The following is a 15,300-nucleotide window of genomic DNA, read 5'->3' on the forward strand; positions in this document are numbered from 1 at the left end:
GTCGAGTTGGCATTTTCGCCGGCCAGTTCCTTCAGGTAGGCACGGGCAAATTCAACATTCATTGACATAGTACTTTCTCCAGTCAGTCAGCTTAGGGATACGCTGAATAAGTCATGCAAAGCAAGGCCATGAATCCTTCATGACTGCGATCGCTCTCACGAACGTGGAATTTCACCTTACAGAGGCCATTTTCACGGCCCTGTGCGGCCTGTTTACATCCTTTTACCGAACTCCGGGCGCAACGGCCCTACGACGTACACAAGGATCGTCGCACCAAGTACAGGTTCGCCAGCATGAAAAAGCCTCATCTGGTGGGCCATGTTCTTTGCAAGACTGCGGTAGCGCACTGTTCTGGTCAAGTCGCAGCGGACACGGATTAAGCAGCAACCGCTAGAAAATGTTGCTGATACGATCGTGGATGCTCTTGACCATGTCCAGCCGCCGGATTCTGTCCGGATCCGGCCCCCGTTGACACCACGCGTAGTAACCGCTGCGGCTGACCTGCATGACCCGACACAAAACCACCACCGAAAAGTTCGCCTTCTCCACCAAAATTCGGCGCGGGTGCTCCCACCATAGCCCATCGGGCTTGGTGGGAGGGGAAGCGCCGTCTCTTGCTTTAGACATAAGCGTAACCGTCACTCCGCTGCTGCACGATCAAGTCGCGGGGGTGAATCCCGTCTATTCTGTTGGTCGCTTGCTGCAGTACGAAACAGGGCCGGAATCGGATGGAGACTCGGCCAGCACATCCTTTCGCCTTGCCGGCTACGGCTTTGACCTGATCGCCAGTGCGAAAGCCGCGATAGGAGCGCGCCTGCGGCTTATGGCCCCGGGGGAATCCAAACCGGTTGAGTCGCGCATGCTGGCGCTTGCCATGGCCAGTGGCTTTGATGGTGAGAGGGCGCTGTTCCGGGTTCAGCCGGACGACTTCTCCGGACGCTCCAAGGCAAGCCGCGTCAATCCAGTGACCCTTCGGGTAACCGAGCTGGGTCCGGTTGTACTTGGTCTGACCGCCGGTACCAGTCTCGACCGGTAGGCCGGTGGCTTGCATCCGCTCGGCCAGGGCGTTGCGCGTGGCATTGATGGCTGCTGCGTCCTTGAGGCTGGGCCGCTGTCCTGCCTGCACGGCTTCGGCGTTGGCCTTGCGGGTGCGGTCCAGTGTAGTACGCCGTCCCAGCGTTTCGGCCCACTCTCCAGCGGTACGGCTGCCCTTGGCTTGATTGCAGGTGCGGCAAGCGATGACCTGATTGGCAATACGGTTTGAGCCGCCCCGGCTTTGCGGGTGAACGTGCTCACGCTCCAGGATCGGGTCGCCAGAAAGGCCATTACAGTAGGCGCAGGTGTGGCGGTGGCGAAGCAGCAGGTACTCCCGCAGCTCGTAGCCCGCCAAGGTGCCCTGCTGATACTGCACACCTTCGATGTCGGGGTTTTCGAGAAGCTGGGTATCGAACCTGGCCCTCTCCAAACTCAGGGCGGTGACGGGGCTCCAGCGTCGCAGGCGGGCGATCCAGGTTTCGGTGGTTTGCACCCGGTGGCGGACGGAAGGTGGCAGCCAGCCTCGATCCCGGCGACGATTCAGAAACCGCGCCTGGCGATAGCGAGTCTTCCGGGCGCGTCGATTGCGGCGCAGCGCTCTTGCTGAAGCGCGGAATACGAGTGACGCTGTGCCGCCCTCGTCGGTAGACTGCATCCGCACTCACTTGAAATCCCCCGTTATAGCCTTTAATCTATGTCTATTTTAGCAGCGAGCACTGACATGCTGAAGGCCACGAAGATACGCATCTACCCCACGACCGAACAGGCGGCATTTCTGAACTGCCAGTTCGGCGCGGTGCGCTTTGTCTATAACACCGGCCTTCGCATCATATCCCATCGCTACCAACACCACGGCCAGTCGTTGAGCGCCAAACACGACATCAAGAAGCTGTTGCCGGTCGCCAAGAAATCGCGCAAGTATGTCTGCCAGCACAAGAGGGATGCCATGCCGTTGAGCGTCCGGTCGTGGGAATGCCCGGCCTGCCACACACAGCATGACCGGGATATCAACGCGGCGCTGAACATCAAGCATCAAGGCATAGTAAAGTTGAAGGCGGAAGGGCTGTCCGTCTCTGCCCATGGAGGCTTGCGTAAGTCCGGCACATCGCCGGCTGCTGCCTGAGAAGTGGGAAGCCTCGCCCGTGGCGCGTCAGCGCTTAGGGCGGGGAGCAGTCACCCGTGTAGAAGGTATCAATCCATGCGTATCAAAATCTATATCCAGACCCACGGCTGTCAGATGAACGAGTACGATTCAGGCAAGATGCTGGACGTGCTGCGTGAATCCCATGGGGGTGAGTTAACAGACGATCCCATGGACGCGGATGTGCTTTTGCTCAACACCTGCTCCATTCGGGAAAAAGCCCAGGAGAAGGTCTTCTCCCTGCTTGGACGCTGGCGGGCCATCAAGGCACAGCGCCCCGGCGTGGTGATCGGTGTTGGCGGCTGTGTGGCCAGCCAGGAAGGGGCATTGCTGCGGACCCGCGCCCCCTTTGTGGATATGGTCTTTGGTCCCCAAACCTTGCACCGACTGCCCCAGATGCTCAACAGCGCCAGAGAGGGACGGGATCCGGTGGTGGACGTGTCCTTCCCGGAGATCGAAAAATTCGATGCTCTGCCCGAACCCCGGGCCGACGGCCCCACGGCGTTTGTGTCCATCATGGAAGGGTGCAGCAAATACTGTACCTACTGTGTTGTCCCCTATACCCGGGGCGAGGAAATCAGCCGGCCCTTCGATGATGTGCTGGCGGAAGTGGCCCAGCTGGCGGCCCAGGGGGTGCGGGAGGTGAACCTGCTGGGACAGAATGTGAACGCTTACCAAGGCCCCATGCATGATGGGGAAATGGCCGATCTGGCCCTCCTGATTCATTATGTGGCGGCGGTAGACGGGATCGAGCGCATCCGTTTTACCACCTCCCATCCGGTGGCATTTTCCGACAGCCTGATCCGCGCCTTCGCCGAGGTGCCCCAGTTGGCCAGCCATCTGCACCTGCCGGTACAAAGCGGTTCTGACCGGATACTGGCGGGCATGAAGCGGGGACACACGGCCCTGGAGTACAAGTCCAAGATCCGCCGTATCCGCGAGGCCCGGCCAGATATTTGTCTGTCTTCGGATTTCATCGTCGGCTTCCCCGGTGAAACGGAAGCGGATTTTCAGGCCACCATGGCACTGATCCATGACATCGGCTTTGACCAGTCCTTCAGTTTTATCTACAGTCGCCGTCCCGGTACTCCGGCGGCGGTGATGGAAGATGACGTACCCCTGTTGGTGAAGAAGCAACGCCTGCAACACCTGCAGGACACCATCAATGCCTCCGCCCAGGCCATCAGTGAAGCCATGGTGGGACAGGTGGAATCGGTGCTGGTGGAAGGCCCGTCCCGCAAGGATCCGCGCTGGATGGCGGGACGCACTGGCAACAACCGGGTGGTGAACTTTCCGGCGGATCCGGACTGTATCGGACAATTCGTTCCGGTGCGCATTACCCAGGCCCTGAGTCATTCACTGCGGGGGGAACGGGTGCCTGACGAATAACCCGAACCGATGCCGAAGGCCGCCGCGAGCGGCTGGACAGGCTATACTCCGTGGACACACAACCTGCCTTGATGGTCTGAACCTGCCTTGACTCACACTTCTGCCGATTCTCAAATGGCGGCCTCTCCAGTGACCGTGGAACTGTCCCTGGCGCCCGCCGATAACCTGCGTCTGGCTAATCTCTGCGGTCAGTTTGATGAGCACCTACGGCTCATGGAACAGCGCCTGGGCGTGGAAATCAACAACCGGGGCGCCCGCTTCAATGTGATTGGTGACCCGCAGACGGCCCAGGCCGGGGCCGAGGTGCTGCGGGATCTTTACCGGGCCACCGCAAAGGAAACCCTTAACCCTGCCCGAGTCCATCTGCATTTGCAGGCCTCGGGGGTTGATCGTCTGCTGGCCCAGCAGGATGCCCAGGCAGACGAGGATGAAACCCCGCTGCATCTGAAACGGGGCGTGATCCGGGGGCGCGGTGCCAACCAGCTGCGCTACCTGCGCAACATCCGTACCCATGACCTGAACTTCGGCATCGGGCCGGCGGGCACGGGCAAGACCTACCTGGCCGTGGCCGCCGCCTGCGAGGCCCTGGAAACGGAACGGGTACGGCGGCTGGTGCTGGTGCGTCCGGCGGTGGAGGCGGGGGAACGGCTGGGATTTTTGCCCGGCGATCTGGCCCAGAAGATCGATCCCTATCTGCGGCCCATGTACGACGCCCTTTACGAAATGCTGGGCTTTGAAAAGGTGGCCAAGCTGATGGAGCGCAATGTCATCGAAGTGGCGCCCCTGGCCTACATGCGGGGGCGCACCCTCAATGATGCCTTCGTGATCCTGGACGAGGCCCAGAATACCACCTCGGAACAGATGAAAATGTTCCTGACCCGTATCGGTTTTGGGTCCACTGCGGTGGTGAATGGTGATGTCACCCAGACAGACCTGCCCCACCCCCGCCAGTCGGGGTTGCGCCATGTGATCGAGATTTTGCAGGATGTCAAAGGTATCAGCTTCACCTTCTTTACTGCCCGGGATGTGGTGCGCCACCCCTTGGTGCAGCGCATCGTCGAGGCCTATGACGCGAGCGAGTCGTCTCGCAAGGACCGTTGATGTCCCGGGATGTGTCATTACAATACGCGGTACCCCGCAAGGGGATACCCGGACCGGCGAGCTTTCGGCGCTGGGTGGATCTGGCCTGCCAGGGCTGCGCCGGGTCGGTGCTGATCCGCATCACCGATGAGACGGAAAGTGGCCAGCTCAATCATCAATACCGGGGCAAGTCCGGTCCCACCAATGTGCTGTCATTTCCCTTCGAGGCACCACCAGGTGTGCCCGTGGACCATCTGGGTGACCTGGTGATCTGCGCTCCGGTAGTGATCCGGGAGGCGGCGGCGCAGGGCAAGCCGGTGCAGAGCCACTGGGCGCACCTGGTGATCCACGGTGTACTGCATCTGCGCGGTTTTGATCACCTGTCCCAGGCCGAGGCCGAGGTGATGGAGACGATTGAAACATTGCTCATGGCAGAATTGGGCCATGCAGACCCCTATGCGTACTGAATCCTTCCGACCTCTCGCGCAAAATGATGAATACTGATCGCTCCAGCGAACCTCCCGCCCGTAGCTGGGTGGAACGTCTCACCCTGGCCCTGTCCGGGGCCGAACCCAGGGACCGTGCCCAACTGGTGGAACTGCTGCGCAGTGCCCATCAGCGCCAGATCATCGACCCCGATGCCCTGGGCATGATCGAGGGGGTGATGCAGGTCTCCGAGATGCAGGTGCGGGACATCATGATCCCCCGTGCGCAGATGGATGTGGTGCGGCGGGATGCTGCCCTGGACGACATCGTCACCACCCTGGCGGACTCGGCCCATTCCCGCTTTCCGGTGATCGGTGACGACCGGGACGAGGTGGTGGGTATCCTGCTGGCCAAGGACATGCTGCGTTATTTCGTCAAGGACGGTCAGGAAGTTTTCGACATGCAGGATATCCTGCGCCCCGCCGTCTTTGTGCCTGAAAGCAAGCGCCTGAACGTGCTGCTCAAGGAATTTCGCAACAGCCGCAATCACATGGCCATCGTGGTGGATGAGTACGGCGGCGTGGCGGGACTGGTGACCATCGAGGATGTGCTGGAACAGATCGTCGGCGAAATCGACGATGAGCATGACATCGAGGATTTTCTGACCCATATCCTCCGTCACGCCAATGGCCGCTTCACGGTAAAAGCCCTGACGCCCATCGAGGAATTCAACGCCTATTTCAATACCGACTACAGCGATGACGAGTTCGACACCATTGGTGGATTTGTGATCCATCGTTTTGGCCATGTCCCCAAACGGGGTGAAGAACTGAATCTGGATCGTTTCCGGATCCGGGTGCTGCGGGCCGATAACCGCCGTGTGCATCTGCTGGAACTGAGTTACCGGGAAATTCCCCCCGCCGAAATGATCTCTGCTCCATCCCCCTGATGCCATGCCCCAGACACTGTCCACCCTGCCCCTGATCCGGCTGCTGGAACGTCATCCCCGCTGGGTTCTGCTGCTGGCCCTGCTGGCCGGGGTCGCCCTGGTGCCGGCCTTTGCCCCCTTTGAAATCCGGGTGCTGGGGGTGCTGGCACCGGCCCTGCTGTTTTTGCTCTGGGCCGGGGCGCAACCCCGTCAGGCGGCCTGGCGGGGTTATGTCTTCGGCCTGGGTCTGTTCGGGGCGGGGGTCTACTGGGTGTATTACAGCCTGCACCTGTTCGGCGCCGCCATTGCCCCTCTGGCGGCCCTGATCACCGCCGGCTTTGTCATGCTGCTGGCCCTGTTTCCGGCCTTGCTGGGCTATCTGGTCGCCCGTCTGCGGGGGCGGACCACCCCCTTTGTGCATCTGGTGGTGCTGGTGCCGGCCCTGTGGGTGCTGTTTGAGTGGTGGCGGAGCTGGCTCCTCACCGGATTCCCCTGGCTATTGCTGGGGACGGCCCAGCGGGATACGGCCCTGGCCGGCTACCTGCCGGTGCTGGGAGTCTTCGGCACCAGCCTGGTGGCGGCCATGATGGCCGGCGCCCTGGTCTGGGGTGTGGTGAGTGGGCCTCGGCGACTGGTGGCGGCCCTGGGGCTGGTGGGGGTCCTGTGGCTGGGTGGGCTGGGACTCACCCAGGTGGAATGGACCCGGCCCGTGGGCGAGCCGCTGCAGGTCAGCCTGGTGCAGGGGAACATGGCCCAGGAGGACAAGCTGCGTCCGGGGGCGCGGGTGACCGCCATGAAACTGTATGGGGAACTCACCGAAGCGGCCTTCGGCAGCGATCTGATCCTCTGGCCCGAGACGGCAGTACCCAGTTTCTATCACGCTCTGGAAGAGGATTTCTTCCTGCCTTTGGCGGCTGAGGCCGGTATTCATGGTGGTGCATTGCTGGCCGGCATCTTTACTTACGAACACCACACCCGGCGCATGTTCAACAGCATCGTCAAGGTGGATGCCGACCATCCCCAGTTCTACCACAAACGCAAGCGGGTCCCCTTTGGCGAATACCTGCCAATGCGGGGATGGCTGGAGTGGCTGGAACGCTATATCGAACTGCCCATGGCGGACCTGTCCCAAGGGCATGGTGGCTACACCCTGGAGGCCGCCGGGATCGTGCTGGGGGCATCCATCTGTTATGAGGATGCCTTCGGCCACCTGATCATCCGTGCCCTGCCCCAGGCGCAGATGCTGGTGAACGTGACCAACGACGCCTGGTTTGGAGATTCCATTGCCCCCCATCAACACCTGGAAATTGCCCAGGTACGATCACTGGAAGCGGGACGGGACATGCTCCGGGCCACCAACACAGGGATCTCGGCAGTGATTGATCATCAAGGCCGGATTCGTGACCGTTCACCCCAGTTTCAGCCCCATGTATTGACCAGTTGGGCACAGCCCCGGGAGGGGCGTACCCCCTATGCCCTATGGGGGAACTGGCTGGTGGTCACCGGGCTGATGGTGCTGGTGGCGGGGCTGTTGCTGGGCGGTGCCCGGCGGTCCCGGCTTTCCGGCTAATCCCGGTCCCGGCGATAGGTCGTACCGTGGCACTTGGGACAGGGAGGAATCCGCCCGCTTCGGGTGAAATGCAACTCGGTATCACAGTGTTGGCACACCAGCACGCCAGGGGCTGCCACCTCGCCGGTGTGCCAGATACCCACCGCCCGGGCGCGGGCCTCCAGTTCCGCCAGTTCCACCCGGGTGCGGTCGGCGATGGAGGACAGCAGATCCAGAATCCGGGCTTCGACCAATTGCAGGTCCATGCGAAACCAGGTGCGAAAATCCCGGCTTGACTCGTTCAGGTAATCGCCGATGTCATGCAGATCCCGGCGGATGTATTCGGCCAGATCGTGAGCTTCCTCCCGGGTGGCCTCGCCCAGTTCCACCGCCTTGTGACGGGCGTCCTCGATGGCCTGTTCCAGGGTCGGGCCGGTCTTTTCCTCTGCCACTTCCACCCCATGCCGCACCCGTTCCAGCATCCGGTCATAGGCATGGACCAGTCCGTCCCGGATGGGATGTTCGCTTTGTTTATCCGACATGATGTCTAGCTCCAGCATTGCACATGAGAAAGGGTCGGTGTTGCAGAAGGGGGAGGCCGTGGTCCTGGCGGCGGGTGTTTGCCGCAGGGACGCGGCAATCAAGCCTACAGGGATGTATTCACGGCGTCCCGCCGACGGGGCCACGGCCTGACCCTGTGTTCATATCTGCCACCATACTGCCAAGAGTACACCAGGTTTCACGCATTCCACCCATACCCCGGAAGTTGTGACCCCCCGGCAGTCACGCTATCCTTGCCGGTCTTCCCGGAGCCATGGACAACGCCGCGGTGATCCGCGCCCCTGGCCCGTGCATTCCCAGATTCAGCCGGTGGAACCCCATGCAAGAACATTACGAACCCGAAGTCGTCGAAACCGAGGCTCAGTCCTGGTGGGAAGCCCATGACTGCTTCCGTGCCCAGGAAGAGGATGACCGGGAACCCTTCTACTGTCTTTCCATGTTCCCCTACCCCAGTGGGCGGCTTCACATGGGCCATGTGCGCAACTACACCATCGGCGACGTCATCGCCCGCCACCAGCGCATGCAGGGGCGCAACGTGCTCCAGCCCATGGGCTGGGATGCCTTCGGTCTGCCCGCCGAGAATGCCGCCCTCAAGCACGGCGTGCCCCCGGCCCAGTGGACCTACGAGAACATCGACTACATGCGTGGCCAGCTCAAGCGCCTGGGGTTTGCCTACGACTGGTCCCGGGAAATTGCCACCTGCCGGCCCGAGTATTACCGCTGGGAGCAGTGGCTGTTCACCCGCCTGTTTGAAAAAGGACTGGTCTATAAAAAAACCGCCGTGGTCAACTGGGACCCGGTGGACCAGACCGTGCTGGCCAATGAACAGGTCATCGACGGCCTGGGGTGGCGCTCCGGTGCCCCGGTGGAACGCCGGGAGATCCCCCAGTGGTTCCTGCGCATCACCGACTACGCCGAAGAGCTGCTCAATGGTCTGGATACCCTGACCGGCTGGCCGGAGCAGGTACGCACCATGCAGCGTAACTGGATTGGCCGCTCCGAAGGGGTGGAAGTGGTCTTCCAGGTAGAGGGTCACGACACCCCCCTGACCGTCTATACCACCCGCCCCGACACCCTGATGGGGGTGAGCTATCTGGCGGTGGCGCCGGAACACCCCCTGGCCGCCCTGGCCGCCGAGGACAACCAGGCCCTGGCCGGTTTCATCGAGGAATGTGGCCACACCAAGGTGTCCGAGGCGGACATGGCCACCATGAAGAAGCGGGGCGTGGCCACCGGTCTCAAGGCCATCCATCCCATCACCGGGGAAAAGGTGCCCGTGTGGGCGGCCAACTTCGTGCTCATGGAATACGGCACCGGCGCGGTGATGGCGGTGCCCGCCCACGACCAGCGGGACTGGGAGTTTGCCCGGGCCTGCGGCCTGCCCATCCGGCAGGTGATCCGTCCCGCCGACGGGGCCGAGGCCATCGACCTGGACAAGGAAGCCTTCACCGAAAAGGGCATTCTGCTGGCCTCTGGCCGGTTTGACGGCATGGATTTTGACCGCGCCTTCAATGCCATCGCCGATCAGCTGGAAGCCGAGGGCCGGGGGCGGCGCCGGGTCAATTACCGGCTGCGGGACTGGGGTGTCTCCCGGCAGCGTTACTGGGGCTGCCCGATTCCCATCATCAACTGCCCGGACTGCGGTCCGGTCCCCGTCCCCGAAGACCAGCTGCCGGTGGTGCTGCCGGAGAACGTGGCCTTCGACGGCGTGGGTTCCCCAATCAAGAAAATGCCCGAATTCTATCGCACCTCCTGTCCCCGCTGCGGCGGCGAGGCGGAGCGGGAAACGGACACCTTCGACACCTTCTTCGAGTCCTCCTGGTATTACGCCCGCTACGCCTGCCCGGACAACGACGGCGCCATGATGGACCAGCGGGCCCGTCACTGGCTGCCGGTGAATCAGTATGTGGGCGGCATTGAGCATGCGGTGCTGCACCTGCTCTATGCCCGCTTTTTCCACAAGCTGATGCGGGACGAGGGGCTGGTGCCGGGGGATGAACCCTTCGCCAACCTGCTGACCCAGGGCATGGTGCTCAAGGACGGGGCCAAGATGTCCAAGTCCAAGGGCAACACGGTGGATCCCCAGGAGCTGATCCAGCGGTACGGTGCCGATACGGTGCGCCTGTTCATGATGTTCGCCGCGCCGCCGGAAATGTCCCTGGAATGGTCCGATTCCGGGGTGGAGGGGGCGTCCCGTTTCCTCAAGCGACTGTGGAAACAGGTCCATGACCATGTCAGTGCCGGCCCTGCGCCGGCCCTGGATACCTCGTCCCTGACCGAGCCCCAGGCGGATCTGCGTCGCAAGCTGCATCAGACCATCGCCAAGGTGAGTGATGACATGGGCCGGCGTTATACCTTCAACACCGCCATCGCCGCCTGCATGGAACTGCTCAATGACCTGAGCCGTTTCGAGGATGCCACGCCCCAGGGGCGCGCCCTGATGCAGGAGGCCCTGGAGGCCATCGTGCTGATGCTCTCCCCCATGGTGCCCCATATCACCCATCGCCTGTGGGCCGAACTGGGACATCCCGATGCCCTGGTGGATCGCCCCTGGCCCCAGGTGGACCCCGCGGCCCTGGAAAGCGACACCCAGGAACTGGTGATTCAGGTGAATGGCAAGCTGCGCGGCCACCTGCGGGTGCCCACCGGGGCCGAACGCACCACCATCGAAACCCTGACCCTGGCCGATGACAACGTCAAACGGCATATTGACGGCAAAACCGTGGCCAAGATCATCGTGGTCCCCGGCAAACTGGTGAACGTGGTGGCCCGCTGATGGATCGCCGGGGCCTGGGACCGTGGCCATTCAGATCAGGGCAGATGGCGCTGGTGCTGATGCTGAGCCTGCTGCTGCTGGCCTGTGGCTTTCAGTTGCGGGGCGGGACCGACGTGCCCCCGGAAATGGCCCGTACCGCCATCACCGGATTAAGTGCTGCCAACCCCCTGTTCATCGACCTGCAACTGGTCTTGAACGGTGCCGGGGTCATGCTGGTGCCCCTGGGGGAGGCCACCGCTGAACTGCATATCCAGGATTTGCGTAGCGGGCGGCGGGCGCTTTCCGTGGGACGCAACGCCCAGGTGTCCGAGTATGAAATATTTACCCATCTGCGCTATTGGGTGCAGGGGCGGGGGAATGATTTTCAGATTCCCGAGCAGACCCTGACCCTGACCCGGGATTATCTGTTCGATCCTGAAGGGGTGCTGGGGCAGGCGGAACAGGAACAGCGGCTGCGAGAATCCATGAACCGGGATCTGGCCCAATTGATCCTGCTGCGCCTGCGGGCCACCGCCGAAACCCCCTAGGACCCATGCGACTCAAGCCGGAGCAACTGGAAGATCATCTGCAACGGGGATTGGCGCCCCTTTATCTGGTCAGTGGCGATGAGCCATTGCAATCAATGGAGGCGGTGGATGGCATCCGGGCGCGGGCCAGGGCCGAGGGATTCGAGGACCGGGAGGTGTTTACCGTGGACAAGGGATTTGACTGGGGTCAGGTGCAAACTGCCGCTGAAAGTCTGTCCCTGTTCGCCCAGCGTCGGGTACTGGAACTGCGCATGCCATCCGGCAAACCCGGTGTCCAGGGCGGCAAGGTACTGGAAGCCTGCGCCCGGCAACCCTCCGCCGATACGGTGCTGATCGTTCAGTGCGGCAAGCTGGAACGTCAGGAGCAAAAATCCCGTTGGTGTCAGGCCCTGGAACAGGCCGGAGTGATGATTCAGGTCTGGCCCCTGGACCTGGCCGGCACCGAAACCTGGATCATTCGGCGCATGAATCGGCGAGGTTTACACCCCACCGCCGGCGCCGCCCGGCTACTGGCGGAGCGGGTGGAAGGCAATCTGCTGGCGGCCGCCCAGGAAATCGACAAACTGGTGCTGTTGCAGGGGACCGGGGCGGTGGACGAGGTGGGGGTGCTGGCGGCGGTGACCGATAGCGCCCGTTTCAATGTCTATGACCTGACCGCTGCGGCCCTGGCCGGAGAAGCAGGCCGGGCGGTGCGCATCCTGTCCGGCCTGCGGGCCGAGGGCATTGCCCCGGTGCTGGTGGCCTGGACCCTGACCCGTGAGATTCGGACCCTCAACCGGCTGTCGGAACAGGTGACGGCGGGGGCCACCCTCCAGGGGGTGCTCAAGTCAGTCTGGCCACCCCAGCGCCAGCCGGTGATGCGGCAGGCCCTGAAACGCTTGCCCCTGCCGGTTCTGGGCCAGCTGCTGCAGGCCGGAGCGCGGGCGGATCAGGTGGCCAAGGGGCAGAAGCCGGGCAGTGCCTGGGATGAATTGTTAGACTTGACCCTGGGACTGGCAGGACAGCCGTCGTCCTTGAGTTGCATCCCCCCCTATTGAAACCGATGGCAGATACCGTGATCGACAATATCCACGACTACATGCAGCACATGGGCCGGCAGGCCCGTAGTGCTTCCCGGAGCCTGCTGCGGGCTGATACCGCCGCCAAGAATGCCGCCCTGCTGGCCATGGCGGCACTGATCGAGGCCCGGGCCAACACCCTGATGACAGAAAACCGCAAGGACCTGGAGGCCGGTGAAAAAAATGGCCTGGATGCGGCCTTGCTGGATCGTCTGGCCTTCAATCCCGAGCGTCTGGACACCATGGCCGAGGGGCTGCGCCAGATCGCTGCCCTGCCGGACCCGGTCGGGGCCATCTCCGACCTCAATTATCGCCCCAGTGGCATTCAGGTGGGCCGGATGCGGGTTCCCCTGGGAGTGATCGGCATCATCTTTGAATCCCGGCCCAATGTGACCGTGGATGCCGCCGGCCTGTGCCTTAAATCCGGTAATGCCGCCATTTTGCGCGGGGGGTCCGAGGCGTTTCATTCCAACCGGGCCCTGGCCGACTGCATCCGCGAGGGTCTGGATCAGGCCGGTCTGCCCGCCGACGCGGTGCAGGTAGTAGGCACCACCGACCGGGCTGCAGTGGGCGCCCTGCTGCGCCTGAAGGACGACGTGGACGTGATCGTGCCTCGGGGCGGCAAGGGACTCATTGCCCGGGTCAGCGAGGAATCCCTGATTCCGGTGATCAAGCACCTGGACGGTATCTGCCATGTCTACATCGACGATCACGCGGACCTGGACAAGGCCGTCAAGGTGACCTTCAATGCCAAGACCCAGCGCTACGGCACCTGCAACACCCTGGAAACCCTGCTGGTGGCCGAATCCATCGCCCCCAGAGCCTTGACCGCCCTCAAGCCCCTGTTTGACGACAAGGGGGTGGCACTGCGGGGGTGCCCCCGTACCCTGGCCTTTTTGCCGGATATCAGCCCGGCCACCGAGGAAGACTGGCAGACAGAGTATCTGGCACCGATCCTGAGCATCCGGGTGGTGCCCGGCCTGGATGAAGCCATCGAGCACATCAACCACTACGGCTCCCGCCACACCGATACCATCGTCACGGAAAATTACACCCGCGCCCGGCGGTTCATGCGGGAAGTGGACTCCAGTTCGGTGATGGTGAATGCCTCCACCCGGTTTGCCGATGGGTTTGAATATGGCCTGGGGGCGGAAATCGGCATCAGCACCGACAAGCTCCATGCCCGTGGCCCGGTGGGGCTGGATGGTCTGACCACCCTCAAATATGTGGTTCTGGGGGATGGTCATGTGCGGGGTTGAGTACCAAGCGAAGATCCTATGATTGGCGTCCTGGGCGGCACCTTCGATCCGATCCATTTTGGACATCTGCGGCCAGCACTGGAGATTTACGAACATCTGGCCCTGGATGAACTGCGTTTCATCCCCTGTGGCCTGCCCCCCCATCGGCACCGGCCCCAGGCCCCCATGGCGCACCGGCTGGCCATGGTGGAACAGGCGGTGGCCCATCATCCCGGTTTTACGGTGGACCGTCGTGAACTGACCCGCAGCGGCCCGTCCTACAGTGTGGATACCCTGGAGAGCCTGCGCCAGGAACTGGGTGCCCATGTGCCCCTGTGCCTGCTGCTGGGCATGGATGCCTATGCCGGCTTGTCCTCCTGGCATCGCTGGCAAGATCTGTTTGATCTGGCCCATATCGTGGTGGCCCATCGGCCAGGGCGTACAGGCCCCCGGCATCTACCCTGGGGGAGATCCCGGCAGGTGGAAAACCCCGCCGATCTGCGGACCGCGCCGGCGGGGCGTATCCTGTACATGCCGGTGACCCAACTGGACATTTCCGCCACCGCCATCCGGGGTCTGGTGGCCCAGGGACACAGCCCAAGATTTCTGTTGCCAGAACCGGTGCTGGCCTATATTCAACAACACCAGCTTTATCTTCTACCCCACTCCCAGAGGGATGCATGCAGACAGAACAACTGACCCAGATCGTCCTCCAGGCCCTGGAAGACATGAAAGCCCAAAATGTCCAGTGCCTGGATGTACGGGGCAAAACCGCCCTCACCGATACCATGGTGATCGCTTCGGGTTCTTCCAACCGCCATGTGAAATCTCTGGCCGACAACGTCATCATGAAGGCAAAGGCCGCCGGTGTTCAGCCCCTGGGTGCCGAGGGTGAGCGGGAGGGGGAATGGGTGCTGGTGGACCTGGATGATGTGGTGGTCCATGTGATGCTGCCCCAGGTTCGTGACTTTTACAGTCTGGAGAAGCTGTGGTTGACGGATGAATCCCCGCAGGCGACCCCGGACCAGGATCAGGAGGACGATTCTCCGGCAGCCGCCCTGCGCCGTCTGCGCCGCTGACCGGGATGCGTATTCATCTGCTGGCGGTAGGCACCCGTATGCCCGGCTGGGTGAATGAAGCCTATAAAGACTATGCCGGGCGCCTGCCTGCAGAATGCAGTCTGATATTGCGGGAGATCCCTTCTCCACGCCGGGGCCGCAACGCCCCGGTGGAACGCCTGCGGGAAGCGGAGGGTGAGGGTCTGCTGGCGGCCCTGCCCAGGGACTGCTGGGTGGTGGCCCTGGATGAGCAGGGCCGCCATCTGGATACCGCCGGCCTGTCCCGACAGCTGGATCAGTGGATGCAGTCGGGCCGGGATGTGGCGCTGCTGGTGGGAGGGGCCGATGGCCTGTCCGAGGCTTGCCGCCGCCGGGCAGACTTCATTTGGTCCCTGTCGCCCCTGACCTTTCCTCATCCTCTGGTGCGGGTGATTTTGGCAGAACAGCTCTACCGTGGCTGGAGTCTGTTGCGCCATCACCCCTATCATCGGGCCTGACCTTCGGCACGGCCTCCGTGCCGGTCTTTCCCGTCCG

The 15,300-nt window shown here is 62.7% G+C and carries 15 protein-coding genes; 13 read left to right on the forward strand and 2 right to left on the reverse strand.

Annotated elements, in window-relative coordinates; genetic code table 11:
* Nucleotides 1–619: 619 nt before the first annotated feature.
* Nucleotides 620–1,690: an RNA-guided endonuclease IscB gene (gene iscB / locus BMX62_RS09365; RefSeq protein WP_090207870.1), complete on the reverse strand. Its 1,071-nt coding sequence runs from the start codon at nucleotides 1,688–1,690 to the stop codon at nucleotides 620–622.
* 66 nt (nucleotides 1,691–1,756) lie between these two features.
* On the opposite strand from iscB, the gene BMX62_RS09370 reads away from it, so the two are divergent.
* The 6 genes from BMX62_RS09370 (at nucleotide 1,757) to lnt (ending at nucleotide 7,569) form a co-directional block, all read left to right on the forward strand.
* Entirely contained in the window at nucleotides 1,757–2,158 is a 402-nt protein-coding gene (locus BMX62_RS09370) for a helix-turn-helix domain-containing protein (protein ID WP_090207976.1), read from the forward strand.
* Between the two features lie 75 nt (nucleotides 2,159–2,233).
* The gene (gene miaB, locus BMX62_RS09375; RefSeq protein WP_090207873.1) at nucleotides 2,234–3,565 is read left to right on the forward strand and encodes a tRNA (N6-isopentenyl adenosine(37)-C2)-methylthiotransferase MiaB; all 1,332 of its coding nucleotides are present in this window, start codon (nucleotides 2,234–2,236) and stop codon (nucleotides 3,563–3,565) included.
* Between the two features lie 114 nt (nucleotides 3,566–3,679).
* Nucleotides 3,680–4,666 carry a PhoH family protein gene (locus BMX62_RS09380; protein WP_090207876.1) on the forward strand — a complete coding sequence of 329 codons (987 nt, stop codon included), beginning with the start codon at nucleotides 3,680–3,682 and terminating at the stop codon, nucleotides 4,664–4,666.
* A complete protein-coding gene (gene ybeY / locus BMX62_RS09385) occupies nucleotides 4,666–5,112 on the forward strand; it encodes an rRNA maturation RNase YbeY (protein ID WP_090207879.1) in 447 nt (148 codons plus the stop codon). The genes BMX62_RS09380 and ybeY overlap by 1 nt, the downstream gene beginning before the upstream one ends.
* Before the next feature lie 26 nt (nucleotides 5,113–5,138).
* Nucleotides 5,139–6,020: an HlyC/CorC family transporter gene (locus BMX62_RS09390; protein ID WP_090207979.1), complete on the forward strand. Its 882-nt coding sequence runs from the start codon at nucleotides 5,139–5,141 to the stop codon at nucleotides 6,018–6,020.
* Nucleotides 6,021–6,024: 4 nt separating this feature from the next.
* Nucleotides 6,025–7,569 (forward strand): apolipoprotein N-acyltransferase, encoded by a 1,545-nt coding sequence (gene lnt, locus BMX62_RS09395; RefSeq protein ID WP_090207882.1) that lies wholly within the window; start codon nucleotides 6,025–6,027, stop codon nucleotides 7,567–7,569.
* Here lnt and BMX62_RS09400 read toward each other — a convergent pair.
* Complete coding sequence (locus tag BMX62_RS09400; protein WP_090207884.1) at nucleotides 7,566–8,090, reverse strand: zinc ribbon-containing protein; 525 nt, start codon at nucleotides 8,088–8,090, stop codon at nucleotides 7,566–7,568. The genes lnt and BMX62_RS09400 overlap by 4 nt on opposite strands.
* A 338-nt stretch (nucleotides 8,091–8,428) precedes the next feature.
* On the opposite strand from BMX62_RS09400, the gene leuS reads away from it, so the two are divergent.
* From leuS to rlmH, 7 genes are read left to right on the forward strand one after another with little or no spacing between them, the layout of a single operon-like run.
* Nucleotides 8,429–10,885, forward strand: a complete 2,457-nt coding sequence (leuS, locus tag BMX62_RS09405) for a leucine--tRNA ligase (protein WP_090207885.1) — start codon at nucleotides 8,429–8,431, stop codon at nucleotides 10,883–10,885.
* A 44-nt stretch (nucleotides 10,886–10,929) separates the two neighbouring features.
* On the forward strand, nucleotides 10,930–11,412 hold the full coding sequence (locus BMX62_RS09410; protein WP_238375932.1) for an LPS-assembly lipoprotein LptE: 483 nt from the start codon (nucleotides 10,930–10,932) through the stop codon (nucleotides 11,410–11,412).
* Nucleotides 11,413–11,417: 5 nt separating this feature from the next.
* On the forward strand, nucleotides 11,418–12,449 hold the full coding sequence (gene holA, locus BMX62_RS09415) for a DNA polymerase III subunit delta (RefSeq protein WP_090207887.1): 1,032 nt from the start codon (nucleotides 11,418–11,420) through the stop codon (nucleotides 12,447–12,449).
* Nucleotides 12,450–12,454: 5 nt separating this feature from the next.
* Entirely contained in the window at nucleotides 12,455–13,729 is a 1,275-nt protein-coding gene (locus BMX62_RS09420) for a glutamate-5-semialdehyde dehydrogenase (protein WP_090207890.1), read from the forward strand.
* Between the two features lie 18 nt (nucleotides 13,730–13,747).
* Complete coding sequence (nadD, locus tag BMX62_RS09425) at nucleotides 13,748–14,407, forward strand: nicotinate-nucleotide adenylyltransferase (protein WP_090207893.1); 660 nt, start codon at nucleotides 13,748–13,750, stop codon at nucleotides 14,405–14,407.
* Nucleotides 14,389–14,787 carry a ribosome silencing factor gene (gene rsfS, locus BMX62_RS09430; protein WP_090207897.1) on the forward strand — a complete coding sequence of 133 codons (399 nt, stop codon included), beginning with the start codon at nucleotides 14,389–14,391 and terminating at the stop codon, nucleotides 14,785–14,787. The genes nadD and rsfS overlap by 19 nt, the downstream gene beginning before the upstream one ends.
* A 5-nt stretch (nucleotides 14,788–14,792) precedes the next feature.
* A complete protein-coding gene (gene rlmH, locus BMX62_RS09435) occupies nucleotides 14,793–15,263 on the forward strand; it encodes a 23S rRNA (pseudouridine(1915)-N(3))-methyltransferase RlmH (protein ID WP_090207899.1) in 471 nt (156 codons plus the stop codon).
* The last annotated feature ends 37 nt before the right edge of the window (nucleotides 15,264–15,300 follow it).

This window comes from Ectothiorhodospira magna (assembly GCF_900110965.1).
Classification (GTDB): domain Bacteria; phylum Pseudomonadota; class Gammaproteobacteria; order Ectothiorhodospirales; family Ectothiorhodospiraceae; genus Ectothiorhodospira; species Ectothiorhodospira magna.

Coding starts and splice junctions, on each gene's coding strand:
- iscB (WP_090207870.1), bottom strand. CDS start 1,690: ATGCAGTCTACCGACGAGGGCGGCACAGCGTCACTCGTATTCCGCGCT.
- BMX62_RS09370 (WP_090207976.1), top strand. CDS start 1,757: ATGCTGAAGGCCACGAAGATACGCATCTACCCCACGACCGAACAGGCG.
- miaB (WP_090207873.1), top strand. CDS start 2,234: ATGCGTATCAAAATCTATATCCAGACCCACGGCTGTCAGATGAACGAG.
- BMX62_RS09380 (WP_090207876.1), top strand. CDS start 3,680: ATGGCGGCCTCTCCAGTGACCGTGGAACTGTCCCTGGCGCCCGCCGAT.
- ybeY (WP_090207879.1), top strand. CDS start 4,666: ATGTCCCGGGATGTGTCATTACAATACGCGGTACCCCGCAAGGGGATA.
- BMX62_RS09390 (WP_090207979.1), top strand. CDS start 5,139: ATGAATACTGATCGCTCCAGCGAACCTCCCGCCCGTAGCTGGGTGGAA.
- lnt (WP_090207882.1), top strand. CDS start 6,025: ATGCCCCAGACACTGTCCACCCTGCCCCTGATCCGGCTGCTGGAACGT.
- BMX62_RS09400 (WP_090207884.1), bottom strand. CDS start 8,090: ATGTCGGATAAACAAAGCGAACATCCCATCCGGGACGGACTGGTCCAT.
- leuS (WP_090207885.1), top strand. CDS start 8,429: ATGCAAGAACATTACGAACCCGAAGTCGTCGAAACCGAGGCTCAGTCC.
- BMX62_RS09410 (WP_238375932.1), top strand. CDS start 10,930: ATGGCGCTGGTGCTGATGCTGAGCCTGCTGCTGCTGGCCTGTGGCTTT.
- holA (WP_090207887.1), top strand. CDS start 11,418: ATGCGACTCAAGCCGGAGCAACTGGAAGATCATCTGCAACGGGGATTG.
- BMX62_RS09420 (WP_090207890.1), top strand. CDS start 12,455: ATGGCAGATACCGTGATCGACAATATCCACGACTACATGCAGCACATG.
- nadD (WP_090207893.1), top strand. CDS start 13,748: ATGATTGGCGTCCTGGGCGGCACCTTCGATCCGATCCATTTTGGACAT.
- rsfS (WP_090207897.1), top strand. CDS start 14,389: ATGCAGACAGAACAACTGACCCAGATCGTCCTCCAGGCCCTGGAAGAC.
- rlmH (WP_090207899.1), top strand. CDS start 14,793: ATGCGTATTCATCTGCTGGCGGTAGGCACCCGTATGCCCGGCTGGGTG.